Origin of the sequence: Microcystis sp. LEGE 08355, from assembly GCF_015207185.1 — a bacterium.
In the GTDB taxonomy this organism is placed as follows: domain Bacteria; phylum Cyanobacteriota; class Cyanobacteriia; order Cyanobacteriales; family Microcystaceae; genus Microcystis; species Microcystis panniformis.
The window spans coordinates 1-10,762 of sequence record NZ_JADEXI010000106.1; the positions used below are offsets into that span (position 1 = coordinate 1).

Consider the following 10,762-nt stretch of genomic DNA (forward strand, 5'->3'; position numbering starts at 1 on the left):
ACCCTACACCCTACACCCTACACCCCACACCCCACTTAACAACATCTATGCTTAATCTCGTCTCCCTTCCAGAAATTCCCGCCGCCGCTTGGAAACGTCCTCTCGGCAAAGGTTGGGAAAAACCCTACAGCGTCCGCTATGCCAGCAATTTAGATGATGGTCCTTGGCATGGGATGCCTCTGGGGGGATTTGGGGGCGGTTGCATCGGACGTTCCCCCAAAGGTGACTTTAACCTCTGGCATCTGGACGGCGGTGAACACAGTTTTAATAGCCTTGCGGCCTGTCAATTTAGCATTTTTGAACAAACAGAAGACGGAAGCGCCCAAGCCTACGCTATGGCGACGGAAAGCCCCAAGGATGGAACATTATCGCGCTGGTCGTGGTATCCAGCCGAAAAGGGAACATATTCTGCCCTTTATCCCCGCAGTTGGTACGAGTACAAAGATGTTTTTCAGACTCAATTAATTTGCGAACAATTCTCACCGGTTTGGGCGCATAATTACCAAGAAAGTAGTTATCCTATAGCCCTATTTGAATGGACGGTTCATAACCCCACCGATAAACCGATTACTATTAGTATTATGCTGACTTGGCAAAATACAATCGGTTGGTTTACTAACGCGATTAAATCCCCAGTGGTTAAAGTGAGAGATGATGGTAGTCCCGTCTATGAATATCAATCAAAATGGGGGGAAAGTGAGGGTAATTATAATCAATGGATTGTCGATAATTTCCGCGTTGGCTGTCTAATGCGTCGAGATTACGAAAACCCTGGGGAAGGGGATGGACAGATGGCGATTGCCAGTATTACTAATCCGAGTCTAGAGGTATTTTATCTGGGTAAATGGAACCCTGCCAGCGATGGGAGCGAAGTTTGGGATTATTTCGCCATGAATGGCTCTTTACCGGATATTGAGGACGAAACCCCCGCCCAAAAAGGGGAACAAACGGCCACGGCCATGGCGATTCGTTTTACCATTCGTCCGGGGAAAACTCGCAAAATTCCTTTTATTTTAGCCTGGGATTTACCCGTCACGGAATTTGCTCAAGGAATTAACTATTATCGTCGTTATACGGACTTTTTCGGTCGCAATGGTCAAAATGCTTGGGCGATGGTACGCACGGCTTTAAAACACGGCGATACATGGCGAGAAAATATTATTAACTGGCAAAAACCGATCCTAGAACGCAGCGATCTGGCCGATTGGTTTAAAATGGCTTTATTTAACGAATTATACCTGTTAACGGACGGCGGCACTCTCTGGACAGCAGCCACGGAACGAGATCCGATTGGTCAATTTGGGGTCTTAGAATGTATTGATTATCGTTGGTATGAAAGTCTGGATGTGCGTCTCTATGGTTCCTTTGGGTTATTGATGTTATGGCCGCGCTTAGAAAAGGCCGTCATGGAAGCTTTTGCGAGGGCAATTCCCAGCAGTGACGACACTCCTCGAATTATCGGTTATAACCAAGCTAGTGCCATTCGTAAGGCAAAAAATGCCACTCCCCACGATTTAGGTGCGCCCAATGAACACCCTTGGCAAAAGAGTAATTACACCAGTTATCAAGATTGTAATCTCTGGAAAGATTTAGGCAGTGATTTTGTTTTATTAGTATATCGGGATTATTTATTAACGGGGGCTAAAGATGAGGATTTTCTGCGGGAATGTTGGCCGTCAATTGTCCTGACTTTGCAATATTTAAAAACTTTTGACCTTGATAATGATGGGATTCCCGAAAATTCCGGCGCACCAGACCAAACCTTTGATGATTGGCGTTTACAGGGAATTAGTGCCTATTGTGGTGGTTTGTGGATAGCGGCACTAGAAGCGGCGCTTAAAATTGGGGCAATTCTTGGAGAAGATACGGCAATTTTTGCCAGTTGGTTACAGCAATCTCGCGCTATTTATCATCAGACTCTCTGGAATGGAGAATATTATAATTTAGATAGTGGCAGTGGTTCCGATGTGGTGATGACTGACCAATTATGTGGTCAATTTTATGCCCGTTTATTGGCTTTACCAGATGTGGTAGAAAATCAATACACGCAATCAGCTTTAAGTAAGATTTATCAGGCTTGTTTTCTCAAGTTTCATGGGGGAAAATTTGGGGCGGCCAATGGTTTAAAACCCGATGGTACTCCCGAAAATCCCGAAGCAACTCATCCCTTGGAAGTTTGGGTAGGAATTAATTTTGGGTTGGTGGCTTTTTTACTGCAAATGGGAATGGAAAAGCAAGGATGGCAAATTACAGAAGCGGTGGTGAAACAAGTATATGAAAATGGCTTACAATTTCGCACTCCAGAAGCGATTACATCGGTGGGAACTTTTCGTGCTTGTCATTATTTACGCGCCATGGCTATCTGGGCTATCTATGGGGTTTTGACGGAATTTCAGGGATAAATTTTCTTGGAGATATCCCCCTTTTCTCAACTTCAATTTCCCTCCTTGAATATTGGCTAAAAAATGTTCACCATGTCACACCATGGGCGATTGGTGGGGGTGTATAGTGTAGGTCTTTTCTTCGATCAGATTTGCTCATCACCATAACCTTAAGAGAGTCGAGTAATTTAGATAGTCAAGAGCTTAAGTAGGTAGGCGTTAAAAATTATCAGATGCCCCCCTTATCAAGGGTAGGGTTGATTCATGAATCAACCCTACCTTATCAAGGGTAGATCCCCCCGCCTATCGGCACCCCCCTTATCAAGGGGGGCAGGGGGGATCGAACCTAAAATCCATTTTTAATTTAATTATTAACCAGCTACTTATTTTATTCTTGTTCTAAAGTGGCAAAAACCGTTTAAAATTGAAAATTAACAGGGATAGGAAGGCTCTGTAACCGCACGATCATGGCTAAAATTGTCGGTGTTCACGGTATCGCGCAAGAATTTAGGGGTAGCCACACGATTTCTGCTGAGTGGTTGCCAAGTCTCAAGGATGGATTGAAACTCGCGGGAACCGAGTTAAAGTCTGATACCGATTTTCGTTGCGCGTTTTACGGAGATATTTTTCGGGGAAAATCGAAAGCGATCGGTATCCCGAACTACGATGTTAATGATGTCGATTCCGATTGGGAAAAAGAATTACTCCAGTCGTGGTGGCAAGAAACGGAACGAGTGGAAAATAATCATCCCAATGCGGATAGCCTTTTGAGAGAAAAATCTACCCCAAAAATTATCCAGAGAGCTTTGTCGGGGTTAAGTGAATCTCGGTTTTTCGGTAGCATTGCCGAGAAATTGGTTATTTCTTATCTTAAGCAAGTAGGGGGCTATTTACACGATCAAAAGCTAAAACAGCAGATTCAAGAGCGAGTCATAGAATCTATCGATGAAGATACGCGGGTACTTGTAGCTCATTCTCTCGGTTCGATCGTCTGTTACGAAACTTTATGTCAGCATCCAGAATGGCCGATTAAAGTCTTTGTCACTCTCGGTTCTCCTTTGGGGATAAGACAATTAATTTTCGATCGACTGCAACCATCCCCCCGCAATAACCTGGGGTGCTGGCCCGGAAATGTGGAAAGATGGGTGAATATCGCAGACGATGGCGATGTGGTGGCGTTGACAAAGAAACTCAACCCTTTATTTGAGGGAACTGTCGAGGATAAGCTAGTTTATAATGGTTGCGAGGCTCACGATGCCAAAAGCTATCTTACGGCGGTTGCAACTGGGGAAGCGATTCGATCGGGGTTGAGTAGGTAGGTGTTAAAAATTATCAGACACCACCCTTATCAAGGGGGGACTAAGGGTAGGGTTGATTCATGAATCAACCCTACTATGAATCAACTCTAGGACTAAGGGGGGATCGAACCTAAAATCCATTTTTAATTTAATTATAACTAGCTACTTAATCGATTGATGGGTAATGGTATGGATGAAGAAATCAAGTATTATCTAATTGCTTGTGGGACAAAGGATTACAACGCATTCGAGCAATTACCCAGCGTCGAGACGGATTTAGAATTGGTGAACAGTCTCTTTACCAGTGGTTTTGGATATGAAAGAGTTCTGCCAAGTTTACACTTGAATCCCACAACTAACGATCTTAAAATACTATTCCCTAATTGGCTTCGGGATAGAGAGCGACATGGAACGAAAAATATTCTTATTTTTTACTATTCTGGTCATGGCGAATATTGTCAAGGGGATGGACATTATCTCATCCTGAAAGATACAGATATTGATTATATATCTTTAACGGCTTTACCGACTCAAGACTTAGTTCGTCCTATTAAAAATAACCAAGTAACCATCTCTCAAGTTCTCTATATTATTGATACTTGTTACTCCCAAAGTGGTGCGGGAGATATTATAAAATTCGTTAGCAATGCGATCAAACAATATGAAGCGGTTCGAGGAGCTAATATAGCTATTCATGTTATGGCCGCTTGTAGGGCAAAAGATACAGCGATCGAAGGAGTTTTATCCCGATCGCTGCAACAAGCTCTCGATGACATAAAAGCGATCGATTTTTATTCCCACCGTGGATATGTCGATCTAGGTTTGTTGGTTGATAAAATGAACCAGAATGTTGACAGTAATCAGCGTGTTAATTATTCTGCGCTAGGAATTGAAACCTATGCTAGGTTTTTTCCTACTTATCCTAAAGCTGACCAAAAATGGGAAAATCAAAGATTTAATTTAATCGAAAAACTTTTCAATACTTTAAATATTAATTCCGATAATAGTTTATTTTTAATCAACTCTTTTCTGTTAGTCTATGAAGATCCCAAATCGTCATCTATTTCAAACATACAAGAGCTTAGAGAAAAACTAAAAGATTTGTCTAGTAAGCCAGTTAATCAAGAAATATGTCCTTTGATTTTATTTTCTGAATGGTGCAGGTTGAAGTTATTTAAGAATGAAACCCTAGATATTGCTGAAAATATTGATACTTGGAAAGGTGAAGCTGTTCGATATAGGGATGGTGTGCAGTTAGACACAATCAAAAAATATGCGAGAGAATTGTGGGATAAATTTAATAAAAATATCGAACTAGAAGGAAGAATACAAATTGTAATCTCACCCGCAATTGATAAACATAATAATACTGGCTTACAAACAGAATATTTTCATGTAAATACGATGTTTTTTGTGGGAATAAACAATAAAATTAAGTTATGGAATATCTATAAAAAAGAACAAGGTTTTATGTTAGAAGAAATGCAAGATAGTTTCTATCAGGTAATTCCTGAAATATTTTACTATTTACCCGATCAAGCGAGACTAGAGATTGAATTTTTCCTTCCATTTGCTTTGCTGAAACACTCCCTAGAAGATATTAAGTTTAGAACCGGTGAGGGGCCATCTATCGGATACGAGTATCCTGTTTTTATTAACTCCTTCGATCGCTATTTTGATGAAGATTTCCGAGAGATACGCGACGAGATCGAGGAGATCAAGAGAGCTTTATGGGAAAATAATAGCGATCTTGACCAGAAACATTACTACATCGGAACCGAACCATCGATCGCCGATCTGGAATATATCGTCGAATCCCTGCCGATCGCCGTCTGGAGTCGAAACGCCAACCAACCGATGACAGACGAGGAGCTAAAACCCTCGGAATGGAGAAATTGGCCCGATAATATCAAAGAATTACGCAGAAACAAGCGAAAAATCGCCCTTTTCTGGGACGATCTATACCCCAAACCCTCCCCGAAACCGAGACCTCTAAACACGAGAGTGGTGGAATCCAATGGCCAATAAACCAGTTACCAAAGCAGAAGACCTTCGCATCTATCGGGGTTTGACCCTGAGTGCCGATAGTTTACCCACACCCAAAGAACAAAGAAAACACCTCGATCGCATCCCACCGCCACCTCCTTGGCGCAGTTTTAGCCTATCCCCGGAAGAATGGACAAAAGCGGCTAAATCGCAGAAAATACCGCCCGAACAGGGAAAAATCGACCCTAGGGCTTTAGGATTCGTCGCGGATAGGAAAGCGGTGGAATTGGTGAATGCTGCCCTCTGTTTGCGTCGTCCCCTACTGATCGAGGGCAACCCCGGCGCCGGCAAGACTTCCCTGGCCTACGCAGTTGCCCGGGAATTGGGACTACCCGGCCCCTACCGTTGGTCGATCGTTTCCCGCACCACCCTTAAAGAGGGTCTTTATGCCTACGATGCGATCGGACGGTTACAGGAAGCTTCCCTACAAAGACAGAAAGTGGGAGAGGGGGGAGAGTACGAGGAGCCGGATATCGGCAGCTATCTAAGATTAGGCCCCATGGGGATGGCTTTTTATCAATCCCGTCCAGGACGACCGGCGGTGCTGCTAATTGATGAGATCGATAAAAGCGATATCGATATGCCTAACGATCTCCTCCATATTTTCGAGGAGGGATTTTTTGAGATACCGGAATTGACACGATTAAAAACCGGCAACCAATCCGTTCTTCCCTATCGCGGTCAACAGGAGGACAGCGAGGAAAAAATCCCGATCGATCGAGGTTGTGTGTCTTGTCAGGAGTTTCCCCTAGTATTCATGACCAGTAACGAGGCCCGGGAGTTTCCCCCCGCTTTCCTGCGTCGATGTTTGCGTTTAAGACTCGAACAACCCGACAACGAGGATGATTTCTATCGGATACTAGAGCAACGTTTCCCCCCGGAGAGCCTAAATCAATTGGACGAACCGGCCAGAAATCTAATCCGGGAATTTCTCGATCGAATCAAACGCAAAGACAAACTAGCCACCGATCAACTGCTCAACGCGGTCTATCTGTTACTACAGGGAAACGACCTCACCGCCACCGATCGCCAATCGCTGCTAGACACCATCTTTAAATCCTTGCAAGGGTAGGGGGAGAGATGGAAGGGAAAAAAGCCATCTGGTGGGAAGACGAGAGGGAAATGGCAGAACTGATCTGGTGCGCTGCTTACCTCGATCGAATTATCGCGCCTTGGTCGATCGAGCAGTCTGAACATTCGGAAGCAACCTCATCTAATGATAAGGAAGATAACCGGTCATCCGGCAGCGGTGAAGAAACCCCTCCCCCCGGAGCGATCGAGTCAACGATTCCCGTTGTCCATCCCGAAAACATCGATCGCTCGATGCAGACCTCCCAGAAGCGCGATTCGGTCGAGAGCGATCGTTCTTCTCCCGTTCGCGTCCCCGATCCCTTTCCGATACCCGAACCCACCGCCATCAGTAAGGCAATTCTCCCCCTAGCGCGTCGCGTGCCTGGATTACGGGCCGACGAGTTGGATATCGAGGTTACAGTGGAACGGACGGCCGAAGCGGGGGGATTACCGATGCTCGCTTTCCGACCCCCTCTAGAACGTTGGTTAGAGGTTCACCTGTTGATCGATCGCTCTCCCCCGATGGAATTTTGGGGAGATCTAGCGGGGGGAATGACCACTCTCTTCCGTTGGCAAGGCTTTTTTAGGGATGTGCGGGTTTGGTGGTTCGAGACCGGTGAAAATGAAGCTCGTTTGCTTTCTGGTGCCGGGCAAATCGAACGGAACCCTCGCAGTCTGGTTGCACCCTCTGGAAACCGACTTTTTATCGTCCTAACCGATACTTTGGGGAAAGCTTGGCGATCGGGGTCTGCCTTCGCCACCCTAGCGGATCTGGGCAAAGAACACCCTGTCACCATCGCTCACATCTTCCCGCAGGAGCTATGGCAACGAACCGCTTTAGAGGGAGCAATACTCCGGCCTTTGATTGCACCGGGTCCCGCTTCTGCCAATGCAATACTGCAAGTGGGGGAAAGACTCCGCACGAAGCAGATTCTCTATCGGTTCCCTATTTTCAATCTATCCCCCGCTCACTTTGCAACCTGGGCGAAATTTATCGCTGGGAGCGGTGGTAATTCGATTCAGGGGGTTTTAATGGGAGCAACCACTGCGGGGGTGAATATGGGTGAAACCGGAGAAGAAGAGGCAGCCGCTCCGGAAACGGAATCCCCGGAAGAGTTATTGAGAGGCTTTTTAATCGATGCTAGTCCCTTGGCCCGAGAACTGGCTAAAGTGCTGGCGGCCGTTCCCCTGATTCCTCCGGTGATGCGATTGGCACAGCGGCGATTTTTACCCGATAGTAAACATTGGCATCTAGCGGAGGTCTTTTTTAGCGGACTGGTCGAAAAATCTACCTTTAGTCCGGAAGGAGCGACGGTTACGGATGCTTGGTACGATTTTCACCCCGGCATTCGTCAGCTACTATTGGCAGATAGTGCCGCTAGACGCACGATCGATATTTGGCGCGGCATCGGCGATTATATTCGCGACCATTACGGCGAATTTCGCGATTTTTCGGCTCTAATCCCCAATCCACAGGGTTCTCTAGCGGATGCAGTCAGCGATCGCTCTCTCTATTTCGCTGAGGTGGACGCGGCTGTTCTCCGCACTTGGGGGGGAGAGTACGCCGATATCGCCCAAGACATCGAGGAGAGAGTGAGGCAGCGAAAACAGGAAATCTTGACCCCGGAAAAACTCCTAAAATTCACCTTCGAGACCCTATACGTCGATAAACGGGGAAAAATTACCAAAAGAGAATCCCGGGAGGCCTACTACTACGAGGAACCCCTAGGCAAGGGAATCGAACCCCTAACCATGGTTGCTATCCCGGGGGGCGAATTCCTGATGGGTTCACCGGGAGAAAAGGACGATAACGAGTCTCAAAAACCCCAACACCCCGTGAGCGTCAGTGCCTTCTACCTGAGCCAGACTCCGATTACCCGGGCGCAATGGCGGTTCGTGGCCCACCTACCGAGGGAGGGAAAAAACCTCGATCTAGACCCCGCGCGTTTTAAGGAAAGCGATAACAACCCCGTCGAGCGCGTGAGTTGGTACGATGCGATCGAATTCTGCGCCCGTCTGTCCCGTCACACGGGAAAAAATTACCGTTTACCGAGCGAGGCCGAGTGGGAATACGCTTGTAGAGCGGGAACAACCACCCCCTTCCACTTTGGCGAGACGATCACGGTAGGACTGGCGAATTACAATAGTTCAAAGGTCTATCAACAAGAAAAGCCGAAACAATCCCCAAATAAAACCACCCCCGTCCGCTCCTATCCCCCCAACGCCTTCGGGCTGTACGATATGCACGGGAATGTTTGGGAGTGGTGTTTAGATCCGTGGCATAGTGATTATCAAGGCGCACCGCCCACAGACGGGAGCGTTTGGGACGAGACAAATAATGATAATCGTTATGAAAACTTATTAAATAGTATAAATAAACTCTTGACAGATGACCGATATTGTGTCTTGCGGGGCGGTTCCTGGGGCAGCCTTCCTGATGTCTGCCGTTCCGCGTTTCGCTACTACGACTACCGCCGCGACTACCGCTTCAACGATATCGGTTTTCGGGTAGTCTGCGTATTCGGGAGAACCCTGTAACCCTTTTCCCCTTTTTTTCCCTTTTTTCCCTCATTCCCTTTTCTGGAATTTTTTTGGGCAAGCTATAGTACAAGTGTATTGGTTTAGGGGGTCAATTACCTGGGGGGTTTGATCCCCCCTGCCCCCCTTGATAAGGGGGGTGCCGATAGGCGGGTGGATCTCCCTTGGTAAGGGGGGCATCTGATAATTTTTAACGCCTACTTAGTTGGTGTCAGAACATCTATTGCTGCCGCAAAAGTCGTTCGAGTAGGCTGGGTGCAACCCAAAAGCCAGCTTCTTGGAGACGTTCAAAGGTTACTCTTAAATCGAGCAATCCGAATTGGGCAGCATCTTTGACAATGCCCAAAAGTCCAATAATTCTTAAGCCACGCTCCGAAGCAATTTGCCTCCCTGCTTTGTCATCTAAAATAATCAATTCAGCTTCAATTTGCTCTGCTAGTAAAATCGCTTCTTGCTCACCCGGATCGAGTTTTTCCAATCCTGACCTTGAGGATGTCCTAACAATTTCAATCCGGAGCCAATCAGGGGGGTTAGCAATCCAATTGCGAACGATAGATGGAGATTCTGAGGCCTTTAATTCATCAGCTACAGCTTCAGGAATAACCACAAGCTTATACAGTTCTTGTAGGATCATAATTTGGTCAATTAAGAGCAGGTAGCAAATCGGAGAAGTGTCAGAAACAACTATCATTTCGCTCTGAGTTCTTTGAGAGTTTGCAAATCGCGTTCTAGTTCAATTTCATCATAATTCAGATAGACTCCCATCCGCTTTAAAAAGGCATGAGTTTCTAACCGAGAAGGTAATTGAAGGATGCGTCCAACTTCGGCCGTACTCAAGATACCGGCACGGTAAGCATCAGCAATAACCATTTCCAGCAGTTTATGAGCCAAATTATCGCCTGTTTGACCTAATCTCTGGGCGATTTCGTCGGGAATATCAACAGTGATTTGCATAAAATTATCGGAGTCGCTACCAGTTAGTTCTATCATAGGTGAAATAGATGGCTCTTCCGGTTTTTGTGTGGAAGGAAGAAGAATAGGGATAATTTGGTCGCATCTCAATTTGGTCGAAATATCTATAGGAAATTTTGGGCGCACGCAGTTCGATAAACTCACTGACCACGATGCGCCCCTACCATTGGCATAATAATATTATTGTAGGGGCGAATTGCATTCGCCCTCAGGGTTTGCGGCAAAAAGTTTTTTGTGAGGGCGGGGTGTGGGGTAGGGTCGTTTCATTCCCTCAAATGTCATTCTCTCCAATCCAACAGAGTTTTTAGATTTATTCAGCAAGCTCTATCTAGGGTTTGCTGAATAAGTACGGGCGAAGCATTCGGATAGAAAATCTACCTTTTCACCGATAGGTTATTGTCCGAATGCTTCGCCCCTACAGGACGCGGGCCGATGAAGACGCAAGGTTTTGAACGA

The 10,762-nt window shown here is 46.1% G+C and carries 7 protein-coding genes; 5 read left to right on the top strand and 2 right to left on the bottom strand.

What is annotated here, in order from left to right:
- The first annotated feature begins 47 nt into the window (after positions 1-47).
- The 5 genes from IQ242_RS07755 (at position 48) to IQ242_RS07775 (ending at position 9,334) form a co-directional block, all read left to right on the top strand.
- Complete coding sequence (locus IQ242_RS07755) at positions 48-2,402, top strand: GH116 family glycosyl hydrolase (protein WP_193959565.1); 2,355 nt, start codon at positions 48-50, stop codon at positions 2,400-2,402.
- 446 nt (positions 2,403-2,848) lie between these two features.
- The gene (locus IQ242_RS07760) at positions 2,849-3,700 is read left to right on the top strand and encodes a hypothetical protein (protein WP_193959566.1); all 852 of its coding nucleotides are present in this window, start codon (positions 2,849-2,851) and stop codon (positions 3,698-3,700) included.
- A gap of 156 nt (positions 3,701-3,856) precedes the next feature.
- Positions 3,857-5,707 carry a caspase family protein gene (locus tag IQ242_RS07765; RefSeq protein ID WP_193959567.1) on the top strand — a complete coding sequence of 617 codons (1,851 nt, stop codon included), beginning with the start codon at positions 3,857-3,859 and terminating at the stop codon, positions 5,705-5,707.
- Positions 5,697-6,797: a MoxR family ATPase gene (locus IQ242_RS07770; RefSeq protein ID WP_193959568.1), complete on the top strand. Its 1,101-nt coding sequence runs from the start codon at positions 5,697-5,699 to the stop codon at positions 6,795-6,797. The genes IQ242_RS07765 and IQ242_RS07770 overlap by 11 nt, the downstream gene beginning before the upstream one ends.
- An 8-nt stretch (positions 6,798-6,805) precedes the next feature.
- Positions 6,806-9,334: a formylglycine-generating enzyme family protein gene (locus tag IQ242_RS07775; protein WP_193959569.1), complete on the top strand. Its 2,529-nt coding sequence runs from the start codon at positions 6,806-6,808 to the stop codon at positions 9,332-9,334.
- Positions 9,335-9,554: 220 nt separating this feature from the next.
- Here the strand turns inward: IQ242_RS07775 and IQ242_RS07780 are convergent, their stop codons facing one another.
- Positions 9,555-10,025: a DUF3368 domain-containing protein gene (locus IQ242_RS07780; protein WP_193959570.1), complete on the bottom strand. Its 471-nt coding sequence runs from the start codon at positions 10,023-10,025 to the stop codon at positions 9,555-9,557.
- Positions 10,022-10,324, bottom strand: coding sequence for a UPF0175 family protein (locus IQ242_RS07785; RefSeq protein ID WP_193959571.1), 303 nt, complete (start codon positions 10,322-10,324; stop codon positions 10,022-10,024). The genes IQ242_RS07780 and IQ242_RS07785 overlap by 4 nt, the downstream gene beginning before the upstream one ends.
- Positions 10,325-10,762: the final 438 nt, after the last annotated feature.

Coding starts and splice junctions, on each gene's coding strand:
- IQ242_RS07770 (WP_193959568.1), top strand. CDS start 5,697: ATGGCCAATAAACCAGTTACCAAAGCAGAAGACCTTCGCATCTATCGG.
- IQ242_RS07780 (WP_193959570.1), bottom strand. CDS start 10,025: ATGATAGTTGTTTCTGACACTTCTCCGATTTGCTACCTGCTCTTAATT.
- IQ242_RS07760 (WP_193959566.1), top strand. CDS start 2,849: ATGGCTAAAATTGTCGGTGTTCACGGTATCGCGCAAGAATTTAGGGGT.
- IQ242_RS07785 (WP_193959571.1), bottom strand. CDS start 10,324: ATGATAGAACTAACTGGTAGCGACTCCGATAATTTTATGCAAATCACT.
- IQ242_RS07775 (WP_193959569.1), top strand. CDS start 6,806: ATGGAAGGGAAAAAAGCCATCTGGTGGGAAGACGAGAGGGAAATGGCA.
- IQ242_RS07765 (WP_193959567.1), top strand. CDS start 3,857: ATGGGTAATGGTATGGATGAAGAAATCAAGTATTATCTAATTGCTTGT.
- IQ242_RS07755 (WP_193959565.1), top strand. CDS start 48: ATGCTTAATCTCGTCTCCCTTCCAGAAATTCCCGCCGCCGCTTGGAAA.